This window comes from Baekduia sp. (genome assembly GCF_035685985.1).
GTDB lineage: Bacteria > Actinomycetota > Thermoleophilia > Solirubrobacterales > Solirubrobacteraceae > Baekduia.
This window is the reverse complement of the sequence record NZ_DASRZV010000015.1, coordinates 201,282-219,024: the sequence shown is the minus strand read 5'-3', so window position 1 is coordinate 219,024 and position 17,743 is coordinate 201,282. Positions and strand designations below refer to the sequence as shown.

General features: G+C 71.6%; 17 protein-coding genes. 4 read left to right on the top strand and 13 right to left on the bottom strand.

The features are described 5' to 3' along the window. Window positions 1-42 precede the first annotated feature (42 nt). Window positions 43-948 carry a cytochrome c oxidase assembly protein gene (locus tag VFG42_RS08030; RefSeq protein WP_324907107.1) on the top strand — a complete coding sequence of 302 codons (906 nt, stop codon included), beginning with the start codon at window positions 43-45 and terminating at the stop codon, window positions 946-948. A gap of 51 nt (window positions 949-999) precedes the next feature. Here VFG42_RS08030 and VFG42_RS08025 read toward each other — a convergent pair whose 3' ends face one another. The 12 genes from VFG42_RS08025 to VFG42_RS07970 form a co-directional block, all read right to left on the bottom strand. Next, on the bottom strand, window positions 1,000-2,364 hold the full coding sequence (locus VFG42_RS08025) for a UTP--glucose-1-phosphate uridylyltransferase (protein WP_324907106.1): 1,365 nt from the start codon (window positions 2,362-2,364) through the stop codon (window positions 1,000-1,002). Between the two features lie 11 nt (window positions 2,365-2,375). Further along, a complete protein-coding gene (locus tag VFG42_RS08020; protein WP_324907104.1) occupies window positions 2,376-3,098 on the bottom strand; it encodes a PKD domain-containing protein in 723 nt (240 codons plus the stop codon). Between the two features lie 165 nt (window positions 3,099-3,263). Beyond that, a complete protein-coding gene (locus VFG42_RS08015; RefSeq protein WP_324907102.1) occupies window positions 3,264-4,514 on the bottom strand; it encodes an adenosylhomocysteinase in 1,251 nt (416 codons plus the stop codon). Window positions 4,515-4,622: 108 nt separating this feature from the next. Beyond that, window positions 4,623-6,077 (bottom strand): adenosylhomocysteinase, encoded by a 1,455-nt coding sequence (ahcY, locus tag VFG42_RS08010; protein WP_324907100.1) that lies wholly within the window; start codon window positions 6,075-6,077, stop codon window positions 4,623-4,625. Further along, a complete protein-coding gene (locus VFG42_RS08005; RefSeq protein ID WP_324907098.1) occupies window positions 6,074-6,469 on the bottom strand; it encodes a MerR family transcriptional regulator in 396 nt (131 codons plus the stop codon). Before VFG42_RS08005 ends, ahcY begins: the two co-directional genes overlap by 4 nt. 38 nt (window positions 6,470-6,507) lie before the next feature. Then, complete coding sequence (locus VFG42_RS08000) at window positions 6,508-7,044, bottom strand: hypothetical protein (protein ID WP_324907096.1); 537 nt, start codon at window positions 7,042-7,044, stop codon at window positions 6,508-6,510. Window positions 7,045-7,081: 37 nt separating this feature from the next. Beyond that, window positions 7,082-8,146, bottom strand: coding sequence for a bifunctional phosphoglucose/phosphomannose isomerase (locus VFG42_RS07995; protein ID WP_324907094.1), 1,065 nt, complete (start codon window positions 8,144-8,146; stop codon window positions 7,082-7,084). A gap of 41 nt (window positions 8,147-8,187) precedes the next feature. Then, complete coding sequence (locus VFG42_RS07990; protein WP_324907092.1) at window positions 8,188-9,309, bottom strand: NDP-sugar synthase; 1,122 nt, start codon at window positions 9,307-9,309, stop codon at window positions 8,188-8,190. Between the two features lie 3 nt (window positions 9,310-9,312). Beyond that, the gene (locus tag VFG42_RS07985; protein WP_324907090.1) at window positions 9,313-10,602 is read right to left on the bottom strand and encodes a UDP-glucose/GDP-mannose dehydrogenase family protein; all 1,290 of its coding nucleotides are present in this window, start codon (window positions 10,600-10,602) and stop codon (window positions 9,313-9,315) included. 30 nt (window positions 10,603-10,632) lie between these two features. After that, on the bottom strand, window positions 10,633-12,147 hold the full coding sequence (locus tag VFG42_RS07980) for an LCP family protein (protein WP_324907088.1): 1,515 nt from the start codon (window positions 12,145-12,147) through the stop codon (window positions 10,633-10,635). Next, a complete protein-coding gene (locus tag VFG42_RS07975; RefSeq protein ID WP_324907086.1) occupies window positions 12,144-13,739 on the bottom strand; it encodes an LCP family protein in 1,596 nt (531 codons plus the stop codon). The genes VFG42_RS07980 and VFG42_RS07975 overlap by 4 nt, the downstream gene beginning before the upstream one ends. Beyond that, window positions 13,736-14,872 carry a M20 family metallopeptidase gene (locus VFG42_RS07970; RefSeq protein WP_324907083.1) on the bottom strand — a complete coding sequence of 379 codons (1,137 nt, stop codon included), beginning with the start codon at window positions 14,870-14,872 and terminating at the stop codon, window positions 13,736-13,738. The genes VFG42_RS07975 and VFG42_RS07970 overlap by 4 nt, the downstream gene beginning before the upstream one ends. A gap of 40 nt (window positions 14,873-14,912) precedes the next feature. Between VFG42_RS07970 and VFG42_RS07965 the strand changes: the two genes are divergently transcribed. From VFG42_RS07965 to VFG42_RS07955, 3 genes are all read left to right on the top strand, one after another. Further along, window positions 14,913-16,013, top strand: coding sequence for a hypothetical protein (locus VFG42_RS07965; protein WP_324907081.1), 1,101 nt, complete (start codon window positions 14,913-14,915; stop codon window positions 16,011-16,013). A 102-nt stretch (window positions 16,014-16,115) separates the two neighbouring features. Further along, window positions 16,116-16,442 (top strand): hypothetical protein, encoded by a 327-nt coding sequence (locus tag VFG42_RS07960; RefSeq protein ID WP_324907079.1) that lies wholly within the window; start codon window positions 16,116-16,118, stop codon window positions 16,440-16,442. 219 nt (window positions 16,443-16,661) lie between these two features. Then, a complete protein-coding gene (locus VFG42_RS07955) occupies window positions 16,662-17,225 on the top strand; it encodes a hypothetical protein (RefSeq protein WP_324907077.1) in 564 nt (187 codons plus the stop codon). 86 nt (window positions 17,226-17,311) lie between these two features. Here VFG42_RS07955 and atpC read toward each other — a convergent pair whose 3' ends face one another. After that, complete coding sequence (gene atpC / locus VFG42_RS07950; RefSeq protein WP_324907075.1) at window positions 17,312-17,740, bottom strand: ATP synthase F1 subunit epsilon; 429 nt, start codon at window positions 17,738-17,740, stop codon at window positions 17,312-17,314. Between the last annotated feature and the right edge of the window lie 3 nt (window positions 17,741-17,743).

Below are 17,743 nucleotides of genomic sequence, written 5' to 3'. Positions count from 1 at the left end.
CCGTCCGTATCCCGCCACCCCCTTGATGGCACACTCCCCGCAGTGCTCGCGGCGACCGCCGACACCTCGTTCTCCCTCGCCCCCGGTCCGATCCTCATCGTGCTGCTGCTGCTGGGCGTCTACGTGCGGCGCTGGCGGCAGGTGCGGCGCACGAGCGGTCCGCGCGGGGCGACGTGGACGCGGCTGGCCGCGTGGGTCGGTGGCGTGCTGTGCCTCGCCATCGCGCTGATCTCGCCGATCGACACGCTCGCCGACCAGGTGTTCGCCATGCACATGGTCCAGCACGTGCTGCTGTTGGACTTCGCGCCGATCCTGCTGATCGCCGGGCTGAGCAAGGTCCTGCTGCGGCCGGTCGCCCGCACGGTCCTGGACCTCGAGCGCGCGCTGGGCCCGATCTCCCATCCGGCGTTCGCGGTCGTCTTCTACGTCGGGATCATGTGGGTGTGGCACGTCCCGGCGCTCTATGACCTCGCGCTGGAGCACTCCGGCGTGCACGTCCTGGAGCACACGTTCTTCATGAGCGCGGGCCTCCTGTACTGGTGGCACCTGCTCTCCCCCGTGCGCGGCCGCCACCTCACGGGGCTCAGCCCGGTCGTCTACATGGTCTCGACGAAGGTGTTCGTCGGCCTGCTGGGCATCTTCCTCACGTTCGCCCCGACCTCGATCTACAGCTTCTACGAGCACCGTCCCCAGGTCTGGGGCCTGCACGCCTCCGACGACCAAGCGCTCGCCGGCGCGATCATGGCCATCGAGCAGTCGATCGTCATGGGCGTCGCGCTCGCCTACCTGTTCGTGCGCGCCCTCGGCGAAGCCGACCGCGCGCAGGAGCGCGAGGACCGCTACCTGGATGCGATGGACGCGGCGACGGGCACGAGCGCGGGTGCGGGTGCGGGTGCGGGTGCGGGTGCGGCGAACGCGAGCCCAGGCGCGCCGCCCCCGGCCGTCTGAGGTCCGGGCGCGGACGCACCGCCTCCGGGCGCCGCGCACCGCCGCGGCGCCTCAGCCCTCCAGGACCGCGCCGTCCTCCACCCGCTCGACGCCCTCGACCGTCACCTCGCCGCGGACGACGACGTCGGCGCCGAACGTCACGTCGCCCACGACGTGCAGCGCGTCGCAGGCCACCAGCGAAGGGGCTCCGGACGGGAAGCGGGCGTCGAAGTCGGCGACCAGCTTGTAGTGGTCGCTGTCGAGGTCGACGAAGGGCGGGACGCCGTGGCGCTCGGCCGCGAGGTGGACGGCGCGCCCGTCGCCGATGACGTAGGCGTCGGAGCGCAGCGAGAGCAGGTCGTTGGTGGTCTTGACCGGCACGAAGCGCGAGCGGGGCACGCGCAGCGCCGCCGCGCCCTCGAAGACGCCGATCGCCGCGCCCATCGCGGTCTCCAGCTGGATGACCGGCGTCGAAGACGTGTCGCCGGGGTCGACCGTCTTCTTGTTGACGATCATCGGCAGGTCGATGACGCCGGAGCCCGACAGCAGGTCGCGCAGCGCGCGCAGGTCGATCCACAGCGTGTTCGTGTTGAAGTACTTGTGCCGCGAGGTGTTCTGGAAGGCGTCGACGTCGGCGTCGGGCGTCTGGGCGATCTCGCGCAGGACCAGCCCGCCGTCGGACTTCCGGCGCGCGAGGTGCCCGCCCTTGCGGTCCGACGAGGTGCGGTCGGCGACCTCCATCAGGAACGGAGCGCCCGAGGACGCCAGCCAGGCGAGGATGCGGCGGTCGAGCACCGCGCCCAGGTTGTCGCTGTTGGACACGAAGGCATAGCGGTAGCCGGCGTCCAGCAAGGCCTCCAACATGCCGGAGGTCACCAGCGCGGTGTAGAGGTCGCCGTGGCCGGGCGGCGCCCACTCCAGGCTCGGGTCGGCCTCCCACGCCACGGGCTCCAGCGTGTCCTGGCGGATCTTGGGGACCTTGTTCTGGACGAAGTCCGGCGGCAGCCCGGCCGAGAGGTCGTCGTACGCGTCCAGCGCGGCGAGCGAGTCCTCGCGCGTCGCGAACGAGCTCATGAGGATCAGCGGGATCCGCGCGCCCGAGGCCTCGCGCAGCGCCAGCACCTGCTCGGCGATCAGGTCCAGGAACGTGCGCCCGTCCTTGACCTCCAGCAGCGACTTGGCCTTGGTCATGCCCATCGACGTGCCCAGGCCGCCGTTGAGCTTGATGACCACGGTGGCGTCCAGCAGCTCGGCGTCGGCCTCCGCGGTCAGCTCGTCGGCGTCGGGCAGCGACGCGACCGGCTCGATCTCCGACTCGGCCAGCGTTCCCGTCTCGCCCTCGCGCAGGCGCTCGTACTGGCGCGCGAAGCTCTCCACCGCCGCGTCGCCGAGGCCCTCGGCGCGCATCTTCTCGACCGCTGCTTCCAACCCGGACACGGCCGCAGAACCTACCGCTCGGCGCGCACTCGGTAGTCCATCACGCCCCAGATCGCGGCGGTGCGGACCTTGCCGCCGCGGTACATCGTCGCCCGCACCGACCCGCCGCCGCCCAGCCGTCGGCGCCCCTTCGGCCCGAGCTTGACGTGCACGACGCGCGGGCGGCCCGACTTGACGCTGACGTAGCGCTGGGTCAGCAGGTAGGGCGTCTGGTGACGGCCCTTGAGCGCGACGATGCGCAGCATGCCGCCGCAGCGCGTGGCGCGGCGGCAGCTCAGCACCAGCCGCAGGCGCTTCTTGTACAGCTTGATCCGCGGCGCCGTGACGACCACCTCGGGCGTCGTGGCGGTCACGCCGGCCACCACCGAGCCCAGCGGCTTGAGCGTCGACGGCAGCCGGTCGACGCCGGTGAGCACGATCGTGTGCGACGCGGTCGCCGAGGCGCCCGTGGCGTCCGTCGCGGTGAGCGTCACCACGTGCGTGCCGGGATGCGCGAAGGACACCGACAACCACGGGTTCTCGACGTCCAGCACCTGGCCGTCGATCGTCCAGACGTAGGTCATCGACTGGCCGTCGGGGTCGGTCGTGCCGTCGCCGTCGAAGGGCACCGGGTCGCCGGTCTGCGCGGTCGCTGGCGCGTCGATGACGACCACGGGCGCCGCCGCGTGAGCGGCGCCGGCCGAGACGATGGCGATGGCGAGAGCGGCCAGGGCCGCGCGAACGGTTCGGGACACCACGACGGGCCTCCAAGGTGCGAGGCCGGGCACAGTACTACGGCCTGAGGCGACCGCCCTCGCCGTTGGTCCAGCTGCGCCCGGCGAGCCGACGGGGCGACGGCAGCGACCTCCCGTGGCGGCACGCGGCACGCGGGACGCGCGCGCCGTGCCGGAGAGCCCTGGCTATTCCCAGGAGCGGCGGTAGCGGCGCTGCTCAGCGGTCAGCTCGTCCAGCTCGACGCCCAGGGACATCAGCTTGAGGCGCGCGACCTCGCGGTCGATGTCGTCGGGCACCGGCTGGACGCCCGTGGGCAGCGCGCCCTCGGCGGCCACGAGGTGCTCGACCGAGAGCGCCTGGAGCGCGAACGAGAGGTCCATGACCGACGCCGGGTGGCCCTCCCCCGCGGCGAGGTTGACGACGCGCCCGGAGGCCAGCAGGTTCAGCGAGCGGCCGTCGGGCAGGCGGTACTGCTCGACGAGCGGACGGACTCGGACCCCACCCGTCCCGCCCGCCGACTCGCGCAGCGCGGCGAGGTCGATCTCGACGTCGAAGTGCCCGGCGTTGGCGAGCACCGCGCCGTCCTTCATGCGCGCGAAGTGCGGACCGCTCAGGACGCCGGGCGCGCCGGTGACGGTGATGAAGACGTCGCCGCGCTCGGCGGCCTTCAGCGACGGCATCACCTCGAAGCCCTCCATGCGCGCGTCCAGCGCGGCGACGGGGTCGACCTCGCAGACGACGACCTGGGCGCCGGCGCCGCGGGCGCGCAGCGCGATGCCGCGGCCGGTCGGCCCGTAGCCCAGGACGACGACCGTGCGGCCGGCGAGCAGGAGGTTGGTCGCGCGCAGGATGCCATCGAGCGTCGACTGCGCGGTGCCGTAGTGGTCGTTGAAGACGCGCTCGGCGCGTGCCTCGTTGACGGCCAGGACCGGGACCGCGAGGCGGCCGTCGGCCTGCATCGCGCGCAGCCGGACGAGGCCCGAGGTCGTCTCCTCGGTGCCGCCGACCAACCCCTTCAACAGGTCGGGGCGCGCGGCGTGCAGCGTGACGAGGAGGTCGGCGCCGTCGTCCAGGGTCACGCGCGGCGCGCGGTCCAGGACGTCGGCGACGTGGCCGGCGTAGGTGTCGAGGTCCTCCCCGTGGCGGGCGAAGACCTCGACCCCTTCATGTTGCGCCAGCGCCGCGGCCACCGCGTCCTGCGTGGCCAGCGGGTTGGCGGCGCACAGGGCGACCCGCGCGCCGCCGGCGGTCAGCGCCGTCACCAGCCCGGCCGTCTCCGCCGTGACGTGCAGGCACGCCCCGACGGTGACGCCCGCCAGCGGGCGCTGCTCGCCGAAGCGCTCGCGGATCGAGCGCAGGACGGGCATCTGGGCATCCGCCCAGGCGATGCTCGTCCGGCCCGCCTCCGCGAGCGTGGTGTCTGCGATGTCACTCATTTGAGGCCCGGATCGTCGTCGCTGGCGCCGCGCGCCGGCCGGGAGGCGTGCGCCAGCACGTCCCCGGTGAGGCGCGTGGCGTCCAGCGGCGTCGAGACGGCCCTCAAACTAGTAGCGGTAGTGGTCGGGCTTGTACGGGCCCTCGACCGGCACGCCGATGTAGGCGGCCTGCTCGGGACGCAGCTCGGTGAGCTGGGCGCCGACCGCGTCGAGGTGCAGGCGGGCGACCTTCTCGTCGAGGTGCTTGGGCAGGACGTAGACCTGCTTGTCGTAGTCGTCGTTCTTGGTGAACAGCTCGATCTGGGCGATCGTCTGGTTGGTGAACGAGTTGGACATCACGAACGACGGGTGGCCCGTGGCGTTGCCGAGGTTCAGCAGGCGGCCCTCGGAGAGCAGGATGATCGAGTGGCCGTCGGGGAAGCGGTACTCGTCGACCTGCGGCTTGATGTTGATGCGCTCGATGCCGTCGATCTTCGTCAGGCCGGCGACGTCGATCTCGTTGTCGAAGTGGCCGATGTTGCCGACGATGGCCTGGTGCTTCATCTTGGCCATGTCGGAGGCCATGATGATGTCCTTGTTGCCCGTCGTCGTGATGAACACGTCGGCGGTCGAGATGACGTCCTCCAGGCGGGCGACCTGGTAGCCCTGCATCGACGCCTGGAGCGCGCAGATCGGGTCGATCTCGGTGACGATGACGCGCGCGCCCTGGGCACGCAGCGACTCCGCCGAGCCCTTGCCGACGTCGCCGAAGCCGCAGATCACGGCGGTCTTGCCGGCGAGCATGACGTCGGTCGCGCGGTTGATGCCGTCGACCAGCGAGTGGCGGCAGCCGTACAGGTTGTCGAACTTGGACTTCGTGACCGAGTCGTTGACGTTGATCGCCGGGAAGAGCAGCTCGCCCTGCTGGGCCAGCTCGTACAGGCGGTGGACGCCCGTCGTCGTCTCCTCGGTGACGCCCTTGATCCGCTGACCGATCTTGGTCCACTTGCCGGGGTCCTCGGCCAGCGACCTCTGCAGCAGCGTCAGGAAGACCTGGAACTCCTCGGACTCGGCGTCGGCCGGGTTCGGCACGGCGCCGGCGGCCTCGAACTCGGTGCCCTTGTGGACGAGCATCGTGGCGTCGCCGCCGTCGTCGAGGATCATGTTCGGGCCGTCGCCGTCAGGCCACGTCAGCGCCTGCTCGGTGCACCACCAGTACTCCTCCAGCGTCTCGCCCTTCCAGGCGAAGACCGGGATGCCCTGCGGGTTCTCGGGCGTGCCGTTCGGGCCGACCGCCACGGCGGCGGCGGCGTGGTCCTGCGTCGAGAAGATGTTGCAGGAGACCCAGCGGACCTCGGCGCCGAGAGCGGTCAGCGTCTCGATCAGGACCGCGGTCTGGATCGTCATGTGGAGGGAGCCCATGATCTTGGCGCCCTTCAGCGGCTGAGAAGCGGCGAACTCCTCGCGGGTCTTCATCAGGCCGGGCATCTCGTGCTCGGCGAGACGGATCTCCTTGCGGCCGAAGTCGGCCAGGGACAGGTCGGCGACCTTGAAGTCGAGGGTCGTCTGCTCGGTGGCGCTCATGCGGTCTCCGTGGGAGAGGTGGGTTGGGTCTGTCGGGCGCGGACGGCCTCCAGCAGCCGCGAGTGCTTCTGCTGCTCGAAGCTGAGCCAGTCGTCGGCGGGAACGTCCGCGGGACGTTCCGGCTTGGCCTCGAACCACGCCTCCACCGCGTCGCGAAGCTCGTGCTCGCGGCGCAGGCGTAGCGCGAAGCCGATGTCACCGAGTCCGAGGTCGTAGTCGCCGAGCAGCTCCTTGAGCGTGCGCAGGCGCTGCAGCTCGGCCGCGCCGTAGAGGCGGTAGCCAGCGGCTGAGCGCTGCGGCTCGATGAGGCCGTTGCGCTCGATGTAGCGGAGCATGCGAGGGGACCAGCCCGTCGTCTCCGCCGCCTCGTGGATGGTGAGGGCGTCCGTCACTTCGCCCCAACCTTACCACGACTGTGTCAAGGTTTTGCTCAGCCGGTCGCGCGCAGGACCGTCGCGCGGTTCTTGTGGCCGCGCTCGTAGAGGGCGACGACGGCCTTGGTCGCGGCGTCGGCCCCGCGCAGGCGCGTGACGATCGACGACGCCGACTGCGACGCGTAGCCGTCCCACGGCTCGTCGACGGTGATCGTGCCGCCGCGGTCGCCGACGTCGTCCGACGGGCCGAAGGACTCGACGATCGACGGCTCGGTGTCGACGTGGCCGTCGTCGCTCTCGGAGATCGGGCGCAGCGGGGTGACCGAGCCGGCGGTCGCCGTGGCGTCGCGGTCCTCGCGCCGCGCGAGCACCTCCTCGACCGTCGGCAGGGGCGGTTCGGCGGCGGTCGACGGCGGCGCGGCGGTGGCGGCGGTGGCGGCGGGCGCGCCCGTCTCCCCCACGAACGGCGGATCGGGCGGCGGGGCGGGCCGCGCGCCCGCCGCCGCCGCGGCGTAGCGGTCGTCGCCACCGCCGAGCACGCGGCGCAGCAGCCACTCGAAGATCAGGAGCGGAAGGCGGAAGAGCAGGCCCATGGGTGGACCGGTGCCCAGCGGCCCGCCGCCCTATGCGTCAGCGGTCGGCCAGGCGCTGCTTGAGCGCTTCGATGCGCTCGACCGGCCCGGGATCCACGCCGCGCAGGGCCGCGTGGTAGACCGACGCCAGGTCGCCGAGCAGCACCAGCGAGAACACGCGCTCGAACGCCGTCGTGCCGAGCGTCCGCACGCGGAACGTGCCGGCGGCCGCGTCGCGGATCAGCTCGTCGGTCAGCTCGACGCGATCCGCGATCCGCGGGTGCGTGTCGGAGTCCTCCAGGAAGACCGCGCTGAAGCGCCCCAGCTCGGCCGCGCCCGACCAGCCGACCAGCTCGTTGTGGTCGGCCTCGGGCAGCTCGTGGCAGAACGCCGGGACCTTGGCGTTCTCGTTGAACTGCGTCTTCCAGCGGTAGGCGATCGCGGTCGACGCGCCCGCGCCGTAGAAGATCGGGATCGAGCCGACGAGGTTGCGGGCCAGCGCCTTGGCGGCCGAGTCCTCCGCGGACTCCGGGCCCCACTCCACGACCAGCTCCTCGAGGTGCTCGGCGGCGACGTCGATGTCGGTCGTCGACCGCGGGCCCGCGCCGCAGCGCGCCGCGACCTCCAGGGCCGCGACCGTGATGTAGGCGACCGCGGCGCGCGGCTGCAGGCCGCCCGCGATCGGGATCACCGGGACGCCGTCGGCGCGCGCCTCCTCGGCCAGCTTGCCGCCGGACGTCGCGACCACGCGCGTGGCGCCGAGCGCGCCCGCCGCCTCGTAGGCGGCCAGCGTCTCCTCGGTGTCGCCGCTGTAGGACGCGCAGAGGACCGTCGTGTCGGGCGTCGTCCACGGCGGCAGCCCGTAGGCGCGCGCGGACAGGATCGGGCGCGACGCGGTGTCGCCGAGCGCGGCCTGGGCGAGCATGCCGCCCATCGCCGAGCCGCCCATGCCGGCCACGACCAGGCCCGCGGGCGAGTCCCACTCCTTCAGCTGGGCGGACTCCGCCTTCCAGAGCGCGTCGCGCAGGTGCTCGGGAATCGCGAGCACGTCGGTCAGCTGGTCGGTCGTGTCGACCGTCGAGATCGAGTCGCGGTCGAGCTGCTCCAGGTTGGTCGTCGTCACCGCGCGCTCCTCATCCCCGTGGCCATCGGCCACACAGTCCATCAGAACTTGATCGCGCCCGGCGGCAGGGTCGTGTCAGGGAAGACACGGATGCCCGACGCGAGCACGTTCCCGGCCCCGATGCGGACGTCGTCGCCGATGACCGCGCCGCCGCGCAGCACGGCGCCGTCGCCGATCGTCGCGCCCGGCGCGACGATGCAGTCCGAGACCACGGCGTTGGCGCCGACGGTCACGCCGTCCAGGACGACCGACCGCTCGACGCGCGCGCCCGGGCCGATCGTGACGCCGCGCCCGAGCACGACCAGCGAGCCGACGTGCGCGCCGGCGCCGATCTTCGAGCCCGCGCCGACCACCGCCGGCGGGACGACCCGGCCGTCGGCGACGACGTCGTCGGCGATCGCCGAGTAGGAGGCACCGAGCAGCTCGGTGACGCCGGTGCGGACGTTGCCCTCGAGGATGTCGAACGTCCCCTGCAGGTAGCGCTCGGGCGTCCCGATGTCCATCCAGTACGCGCCCTCGGCGTGCGAGCCGTGCAGGCCGTGGCCGACGAGCGCAGGCCAGATCGCGCGCTCGATCGAGACGTTCTGGCCCGACGGGATCAGGTCCAGGACCGAGTGCTCCAGCACGTAGACGCCGGCGGAGATGTAATAGCGGTCGATCCCGTCCAGCTGCGACGGCGCGGGCTTCTCCAAGAAGCCCGTGACCGCCTTGTGGCCGTTGCACAGCACCAGGCCGTAGGCCGACGGGTCCTCGACCGGGACGAGCCCGAGCGTGCCGACCGCCCCGGTCTCCTCGTGCTGGGCGATCTGCGCGGTGACGTCGACATCGGTGAGGACGTCGCCGTTGAGCATCAGGAACCGGTCGTCGAGGCCGCCGACCTGCTCGTCGGCGTACTTCAGCGCGCCCGCGGTGCCGCGCGGCTCGGGCTCGACGACGTAGCGCAGCTTCAGGCCGAGCTGCGTGCCGTCCCCCAGCGCCTCGCGCACCTTGGTCGGCTCGAAGCCGCAGGACAGGATCACGTCCCGCACGCCGTGGCCGCGCAGCCACTCGAGCATGTACACGAGGAACGGCCGGTCGACCAGCGTGATGACCGGCTTGGGCTGCCGCGACGTCAGCGGCCGCAGACGCGTGCCCTCCCCACCGACGAGGATGACGGCCTGCATGGCTCAGGCGCCGCGGCCGATGCCCTCGTAGGCGAGGCCGGCGGCGCGGATCTCGTCGGCGTTCAGCGCGTTGCGCCCGTCGATCAGGAGGTCGCCCTTCATCTTGGAGGCCACTGCCCCGAAGTCGAGCTGCTTGAACTCGTCCCACTCGGTGACCAGCACGACCGCGTCGGCGCCGTCGGCGACCTCGAGCGGGCCGGGCGCGAACTCGACGCCGGTGATGAGCTTGCGCGCCTCGGCCTCGGCGATCGGGTCGTAGGCGACCACGTGCGCGCCGGCGGCCTGCAAACGAGCGCTGAGGACCAGCGACGTCGCCTCGCGCATGTCATCCGTGTTGGGCTTGAAGGCGAGGCCGAGCAGGCCGACGCGCTTGCCGACCAGCGAGCCGAGGTGCTTCTCGAGCTTCTGCATGACGCGGCGCTTCTGCAGCTCGTTGACCTCGATGACCGCGTTGAGCAGCTGGAAGTGGTAGCCGGAGTTGCCCGCGAGCTGCTTGAGCGCCGTGACGTCCTTGGGGAAGCACGAGCCGCCGAAGCCGAGGCCGGCCTGCAGGAACTTCGGGCCGATGCGGTCGTCCAGGCCCATACCGCGCGCGACCTCGACGACGTCGGCGCCGGTGGCCTCGCACACGTTGGCGATCTCGTTGATGAAGGAGATCTTGGTGGCCAGGAACGCGTTGGACGCGTGCTTGATCATCTCGGCCGAGTTGATGTCCGTGCGGACCAGCTCGGCGTCCAGCGGCGCGTACAGCGCGGCGACCGCGTCGCCGGCCCAGTCGCCGTCGTCGCCGATGACGACGCGGTCGGGCTCCAGGAAGTCCTTGACCGCCGAGCCCTCCTTGAGGAACTCGGGGCACGACACGTAGGAGAAGTGCTCCTTGCCGGTCTCGGCGAAGAGGCGCTTGATCGACTGGCCCGTGCCCGCCGGGACCGTCGACTTCATGACCAGCGCGTGGCGGTCGGACGCGGGCATGGCGGCGACGACCGCGTGGACGGCGCTCAGGTCCGCATCGCCCGAGTACGTCGGCGGCGTGCCGACCGCGACGAAGAGCAGCCGCGCGTTGGACAGCGCGTCCGCGATGTCGGTGCTGAAGTGCATCCGCTCGCGGTTCTTCGCGATCAGCTCTTCGAGGCCCGGCTCGTAGAGCGGGACCTCGCCCTGCTTGAGGCGCTCGATCTTGTTCGCGTCGATGTCGATGCAGTAGACGTCGCTGCCCAGCTCCGCGAAGCCCGCCGCGGTGACGAGACCCACGTAGCCGGTACCGATGACGCCGATAGGTTCTGGTGCTGCCATGAGTCGCGAGAGGCTAGCGGAGCGGATGGGCTAGCGGATCTTCCCCACGCTGCGCGCCAGGGCCAGCATCTGCTGGTTGGAGAGCGTGCGGGACAGCGTGTTGGAGATCCAGTAGACGGCCTTGCCCGAGCGCCAGGAGACCAGGCGCAGGTGGCTGCCGTCGTAGAACAGCTCGTAGGTGCGGCCGACCATCTGGCGGCGCTCGCTGGGATCGTCGAGGATCGGCGGCCCGGGCCAGCTCATGCCGGTGACCCCGTAGTACTGGCCGAGGTCGTCGGTCTTGATGACCATGCGGTACGCGCGGTACTTGTGCCCGCCGCGGTCGTAGATGTCGTAGGCGCGGCTGTCGTCGGTCTGCAGCGACGCCCCGGCGAGCGCGGCCTTCGGGTAGTAGACGGCGAACGGCAGCTTGGCGGCCAGCTCGACGGCCTCGTCCTCGGCGCCCGTGCCCGCCTTCTGCATCCCGGCGGGCAGCGTGCCCGACGACGACTTCTTCTTGCTCTTCCTCTTGGAGCCGGAGCGCGACGAGCCCGAGGCGCTCGACTTCTGCTTGGGCGTGCTCGCCCCGCGCGTGACGTTGAGGAAGTCGTGGGCGACCTCCCGCAGGTGCTCCGGCGTGGCGGTCACGTAGTCGCCGGTGATGTCGCCCGGGAACGGGATCTCCTGGACCGGCTTCTGCGCGGACTCGAACGCGAGCTTGAGCAGCCGCAGGATCGCGTCGCTGTTGTTGATGTCGGTCTGCGTGTAGCGCCCGAAGATCTTCAGCAGCGCCTTGCGGTCGCTGAAGATCTTGCCGACCCCGATCTGGCTCTTGGCGTCGGAGAGGAACTGCTGCTGGCGCGCGGCGCGGACGAGGTCGGTGTCGAAGTGGCGGTAGCGGACGAAGTCCAGCGCGTCCTGCCCGCAGAGCTTCTGGTAGCCGGCGCGGAGGTTGATCGTCGCGTAGTCCGGCCCGCCGCCGTAGGGCGGGTTGTTGTCGTTGAAGTAGCGACGGTCGACGTCCGTGTAGACGCACCCCAGCCGGTCGACGGCGCGGCGGAAGCCGCCGAAGTTCACGTTGACCACGTGGTTGATCGGGATGTGCAGCAGGTTGCGGATCGTCTGGACCGACAGCGACGGCCCGCCGATCGCGTAGGCGGCGTTGATCTTGTCGGTCCCGTGCCCGGGGATCCGCACCTTCAGGTCGCGCGGCAGCGACATCACCGCGGTCGCGCCGCGGTCGGGGTCCAGGCGCATCAGGATGATCGTGTCGGACCGGACCGGGTTCTTGTCCTTGATGTCGATCCAGCGCTGGTCGGAGCCGAGCACCAGGATCGTCTGCGGGCCGCCGGCGTCGACGTCGTCCAGCGCGTCCTTGGTCGCCTTGTTGAGCCCGCCGCCGCCCTGCCCCAGGAAGATGTCCGCGTCGTCCTTGATCTCCAGCAGCGCGGCGGTCGCGACCGTCGCCGCCGAGGCGAGCACGACGACCAGCGCCGCCAGCAGGAAGCGCTTGTACATGCCCAGCGCCAGGCGCGGGGGACGGTCGTCGACGGGGTCGGTGCTCACTTGAGGTAGGTCAGGCTGCTCGCGATCGCCAGCATCTGCGCGTTGGACAGCGTCATCTGCAGGCTGTTGGAAACCCAGTACACGGCCTTCTTGCGCTTGTAGGCGACGTAGCGCAGGCGACTGCCGGACTTGTACAGATACAGCTTCTTGCCGCGGACGGTCAGCGTCGAGGTCGGGTTGGCCAGCAGCGGCGGGCTCGTCCAGCTCATGCCCTCGATGCCGTAGTAGGCGCCCTCCTGCATGTTCTCCAAGACGACCAGGCGGTAGGCCCGGTGCTTGCGGCCGGCGCGATCGCGGATCGTGTAGACGCGCGGCGCCGGGTCGACGAGCGAGGCGTCCTTCTCCGTCGAGGCGTAGCGCCCGTTCGGCGTGAGCTGCGTCGGGAAGTAGAGGCGGAAGCCGAGGCGGTGCTGTGCGACCGTCGGCGCGACGACGTTCTCCCCCGTCTTGCGCGCGGAGGTCACCTTGGCGTTCTTGATGCGGCTGTTGCCCGAGACGGCCTTGGACGCCTTCTTGCCCTTGCCCTTGCCCTTGGACGAGGACGACGAGGAGGACTTCTTCTTGACCTTGGGCGAGGCGTGGAAGAACTGGTTGCGCAGCCGCGCCAGCTCGTTGGCCGAGGCCTCGACGTACTGGCCGGTCTCGGGGTCGCCCGAGTACACCGGGTCGAACTTCAGCTGGACCACGGGATGGCCGGCCGAGAAGATCCCCAGCTTGGCGAGCTTGAGCGCGCCCTTGACCGAGCGCAGCGACTCGTCGGTCTGGGTGTTCTTCTTGAGGATCTTGATGAGGTCGCCGCTCTCGTTGATCAGCGACGACTTGCTCAGCTGGTCCTTGGCGGCGCGCAGGAAGTCCTGCTGGCGCGCGGCGCGGACGAGGTCGGAGTCGGCGTGGCGGAAGCGCACGTAGTCCAGCGCGCGCTGGCCGCAGAGCTGCTGGTAGCCGGGCTCGACGTCGATCTCGGCGTAGTGCTGGGAGACCGGCAGGCCGAGGTTGGAGTGGTAGTAGCGACGGTCGACGTCGGCGTAGACGCAGCCGATCTCGTCGACGACCTCGCGGAAGCCCTTGAAGTTGACGTTGACGATGTGGTTGATCTTGAAGTCGCTGCCGAACAGCTGCTTGATCGTCTGGGCCGTCAGGCTCGGGCCGCCGAGCGAGTAGGCGGCGTTGATCTTGTTGACGCCGTAGCCCGGGATCAGGACCTTGAGGTCGCGCGGGATCGACATCACCGCGGTCGCCTCCTGGTCGGGGTCCATGCGGATCAACATGATGGTGTCGGACCGCGCGGGGTTGGACTTCGCCAGCGCCGGGTTGTTCTTCTTGAGGTCGCTCCAGCGCCGGTCGGAGCCGAGGATCAGGATCGTCTGCGGCTTGCCGGGCTTGACGTCCTCGTCGATGACGTGCGGGGCGGCCTTGATCGGCGGCGGCGCGTCGGCCGGCGTCTCGATCTCGTCCTTGATCTTCATCAGGCCGGCCGTCGCCGTGGCGGCGGCGGCCAGGACCGCGATCAGGACCACGCTGCCGAACGCGCGCCCCAGGAAGCTGAGCCCCGGCCGCGGCGGGCGCTCGTTGGGGTAGGTGAAGCGGCTCACGCCAGGCCGCCCTCGACCGCGCGCAGGTCGGGCCCGCCGCCCTCGCGCTCCAGCCACGTGGGCAGGAGCGAGACGAAGTCGGTCAGCGCCCGGCGATAGCGGCGCAGCGAGGAGATCGACACCCATTCCTCCGGCCCGTGATGGCCGGCGCCGACGGGGCCGAACTCGACCGCGGGGACGCCCGCGTTGAGGAACGCGATCGCGTCGGAGGCGCCGTCACGGCCGACCGACATCGCCTCGCCCTCGATCGAGCGGCCGATGCCGTCGCGCAGCGCGCGGACGAAGGGGTTCTTGCGCGACACCACCGCGGGCGCGCGCGTGAAGCACTTGAGGACCTCGAGGTCCGGGATCGCACGGATCTGGCTGAGGATGTCGCCAGCGTCCTGCGTGGGCAGGAAGCGGATGTCGACGTCCATCGTGCAGCGGTCCGGGACCTTGTTGAAGGCGTCGCCGCCCTCGATGCGGGCGAGGTTGATCGACGGGCGGTCGAAGAGGTCGGAGGACTCGCGCGAGAACGGCAGCGTCTCGATGCGGCGGAACGCGTCGTGGGCCTTGAGGATCGCGTTGTCGCCCAGCCACGGCGTGGAGCCGTGGGCCGCGACGCCGTGGACCGCGACCCGGACGGCCAGGACGCCCTTGGCCTGGACGCCGATGTGGAGGTCGGTCGGCTCGCCGGTGATCGCGAAGTCGCCGCGGTAGCCGGAGGCGACGAGCGCGTCGACGGAGCGCGACGAGACGTCGTCGGACTCCTCGTCGGGGACGCAGACGAAGCGGACGCGGACGTCGGGGTTGTCGGCGACGTCCTTGAGCGCGCACATCATCGCGGCCAGCGCGCCCTTCATGTCGTAGGCGCCGCGTCCGATGAGGCGGTCACCCTCGACCCGAGGCTCGAACTGGGACGCGTAGGCGGGCACGACGTCGAGATGGCCATGCCATACGACCGTCGGCGGATCCGGCAAGTTGCGCGCGCCCACGTCGACCAGCACGACGGGGAGCCCGTCGTGGTCGTGGCTGCGCACGGGCAGCTCATGCGACTCCAACCACCCCTTCACGAAGCCCGCTCCGGCCTTGAGGCCGTCCAGCGTGGACGTGTCGTAGGTGATCAAGCGCTCGGCAAGGACGCGCTCGTCCATCCGGTCCAGGGTATCGATCGCACCGGTTAGGGTCCGCCGCATGCCAGGTCGCATCGTGCTGTTCGGGGCCACGGGCTACACCGGCGCGCTGACCGCCCGCGCGCTCGCGGGGATCGGCGAGCGGCCGGTGCTGGCCGCGCGGGACGGCGCGCGCGTGCGCCGCCTGGCCGAGGAGCTGGGCGGTCTGGAGTGGGCGGTCGCCGACGTGGGCCGGCCGGAGTCGGTGCGGGCGCTGGTGGGCGCCGGCGACGTCCTGATCTCCACCGTGGGGCCGTTCTGGCGCTGGGGCGCGCCGGCGGTGGAGGCGGCCATCGGGGCGGGCGCGGCCGCGTATCTGGACTCGACCGGCGAGACGCCGTTCATCCGCCGCGTGTTCGAGGACCACGGGCCGCGCGCGGAGGCCGCGGGCGTGGCGCTGCTGACCGCGATGGGCTACGACTGGGTGCCGGGGAACCTGGCCGCCGGGCTGGCGCTGCGCGACGCGGGGCCCGGGGCGTCGCGCGTGGCCGTGGGCTACTTCTTCCGCGGGCCGGTCGGGATGAGCGGCGGGACGCGGGCGTCGGCGGCCGGGACGATGCTCGAGGGCTCCTACACGTTCCGCGACGGGCGGCTGGTCGACGAGCGCGGCGGCGCGCGGGTGCGGACGTTCCTGGTCGGCGATCGGGTGCGCAAGGCGCTCTCGGCCGGGTCGACCGAGCACTTCGCGCTGCCGCAGGCGTATCCGGGGCTGCGCGAGGTCGACGTCTACCTCGGATGGTTCGGCGGCGCGTCGGACACGCTGTCGCGGGTCTCGGCGGCGACCGCGCTGGCCACGCGCGTCCCGGGCGTGCGGAGCGCGCTGAACGCGCTCGTCGGCCGGGTCGTGAAGGGCTCGACCGGCGGCCCCTCCGAGGCGGAGCGCGCCGAGACCGGCTCGGAGGTCGTCGCCGAGGCCACCGACGCGTCCGGTCGCACGTTGGCCCGCGCGCGCGTGTCCGGCGTCAACGCCTACGACTTCACCGCGGGCATGCTCGCCTGGGCGGCGCACGCCGCCGCCAACGGGCGGTTGCACGGGGTCGGAGCGCTGGGCCCGATCGCGGCCTTCGGCCTGGACGCGCTGGAAGAAGGTGCGCGCTCGGCGGGGATCGAGCGGGTCGTCTAGCGCCGCTGGACGCTTCCCGATACACCGGCGGATAGTTCGACACTCGCCGATCAAGCGTCCAATTCGCCACAAGTTCTGCGGCCGGGCTCCGTTCAAGGGGTCATGGCTGAGGACTTCGGGATCGCGGCGAAGCAGCAGGGCTTGGAGACGTGCGCGGGCTGCGGCAAGCCGTTCGTCGTGCCGGTCGCGCTGCTCGACCTCGTCGACGAGGGCCTCTACCTGCTGGCGCTGCACTGCAAGAACTGCGATCGCCTGTCGACCGGCGTCCACGAGGACGCCGAGCTGGAGGCGCTGGAGCGCGCCAACGAGGTCGCCGAATCGCAGGTGCGGTCGGCGCTGGAGATCGTGTCCGTCGCGCGCTTCATCGACGACGTCGGCGACTTCACCCGGGCCCTGGAGGCCAACGTGGTGCTGCCGGAGGACTTCTAGTGTCGTGATTCATTAATTCGCTGGCAGCCTCCGGGCGCTCGCCGCCGCCATGCGCCCGCCGCTGATCCTCAACGACCCAAAGGGTCGCCTGCGGTCATCGACGACCGCCTGACGGGGCCGAGCATCCCGGAATGCTGCGACCGAATGAATGAATCACGACACTAGGCACGAGACCGCCCGCGGGGGCGAATCTCCGCGCATGTCCGCCTCAGGGCGGTCATGCACCTCATCCACCACGTCGTCGGCCGTGGCGCCGACGGAACACGCCTCTTCGCCGACGACCGCGACCGCGACCGCGTCGAGTACCTGGAGCGGCTCGGCGTGATCGCGGAGCGGTATGGCTGGCGCGTCCTGGCGTACTGCCTGATGGCCAACCACACGCACCTGCTGGTCGAGTCGGCGCGTGCCGACCTGCGCGTCGGCGTCCGGCGCCTGCGCCGCGCGCACGGCACCGCGCTCGCCTTGCGCCACGGCCTGCCGGGACCGATCTGGTCGCCCGCGGCGCGACCGCTGCGGATCGCCACGGAACGCCGGCTGTGGGCGGTGGCCGCCTACGTCGCCGCCAACCCCGTCGACGCCGGCCTCTGCCCCACCGCCGCCGACTGGCGCTGGTCCTCCCACCCTGCCGTGCTCGGCCACGCGATCGCGCCGGAGTGGCTCGACCTCGCACGGCTCCTGGAGCTGCTGGGCGGCGTGACGCGGGCGGAGTACGCCCGCTACGTCGCCGACCGCGGCCGCGCGGTCAAGGCCGTCGCCGCGCCCTGGGAGCGGGCGCGGCGCTGAGGCCCGCTCCGTCCGAGGGGCGCCGAACGACGACGGGCGCCCCGGAGGGCGCCCGTCGGAAGGTGCGATGTGAGGCGGCGGCGCCGTCAGTGCGACGGGCCGCTGCCGCCCTCGGCGAGGCGTAGGAACGCCTCGGTGCGGCGCTTGTCGCGCGCCGCGATGCGGGCGGCCTCGGAGTTCTCGTCGGCCTGCTCCAGCTCGCGCTCGGCGGTCTGGAGCTTCTCGCGGAGCGTGGACACGTCGAGCGACGAGGGCTCGATGGCCTCCTCGACGAGGATCAGCACGCGGCCGTCGGCGACCTGGACGTAGCCCTCGCCCTGCGCCAACGCCACCACGTCGTTCTCCGACCTGTACAGCCGCAGCTCGGTCGGCTCGAGCATGCCGAGCAGCGGCTGGTGGTTGGCGAGGATGCCGATGGAGCCCACGGTCGTGCGGGTCGAGACCATCTCGACCTCGTCGTTGAAGACCTCGCCCTCGGGCGTCAGGACCTCAGCGGTGAACGTCGTGCGGGCCATCCA

Bases quoted from the DNA above. Each gene is read 5' to 3' on its own strand.
- ahcY (WP_324907100.1), bottom strand. From the start codon at position 6,077: ATGAGCGCCACCGAGCAGACGACCCTCGACTTCAAGGTCGCCGACCTG.
- atpC (WP_324907075.1), bottom strand. From the start codon at position 17,740: ATGGCCCGCACGACGTTCACCGCTGAGGTCCTGACGCCCGAGGGCGAG.
- VFG42_RS08015 (WP_324907102.1), bottom strand. From the start codon at position 4,514: ATGAGTGACATCGCAGACACCACGCTCGCGGAGGCGGGCCGGACGAGC.
- VFG42_RS07955 (WP_324907077.1), top strand. From the start codon at position 16,662: ATGCACCTCATCCACCACGTCGTCGGCCGTGGCGCCGACGGAACACGC.
- VFG42_RS07965 (WP_324907081.1), top strand. From the start codon at position 14,913: ATGCCAGGTCGCATCGTGCTGTTCGGGGCCACGGGCTACACCGGCGCG.
- VFG42_RS07970 (WP_324907083.1), bottom strand. From the start codon at position 14,872: ATGGACGAGCGCGTCCTTGCCGAGCGCTTGATCACCTACGACACGTCC.
- VFG42_RS07985 (WP_324907090.1), bottom strand. From the start codon at position 10,602: ATGGCAGCACCAGAACCTATCGGCGTCATCGGTACCGGCTACGTGGGT.
- VFG42_RS07990 (WP_324907092.1), bottom strand. From the start codon at position 9,309: ATGCAGGCCGTCATCCTCGTCGGTGGGGAGGGCACGCGTCTGCGGCCG.
- VFG42_RS07960 (WP_324907079.1), top strand. From the start codon at position 16,116: ATGGCTGAGGACTTCGGGATCGCGGCGAAGCAGCAGGGCTTGGAGACG.
- VFG42_RS08000 (WP_324907096.1), bottom strand. From the start codon at position 7,044: ATGGGCCTGCTCTTCCGCCTTCCGCTCCTGATCTTCGAGTGGCTGCTG.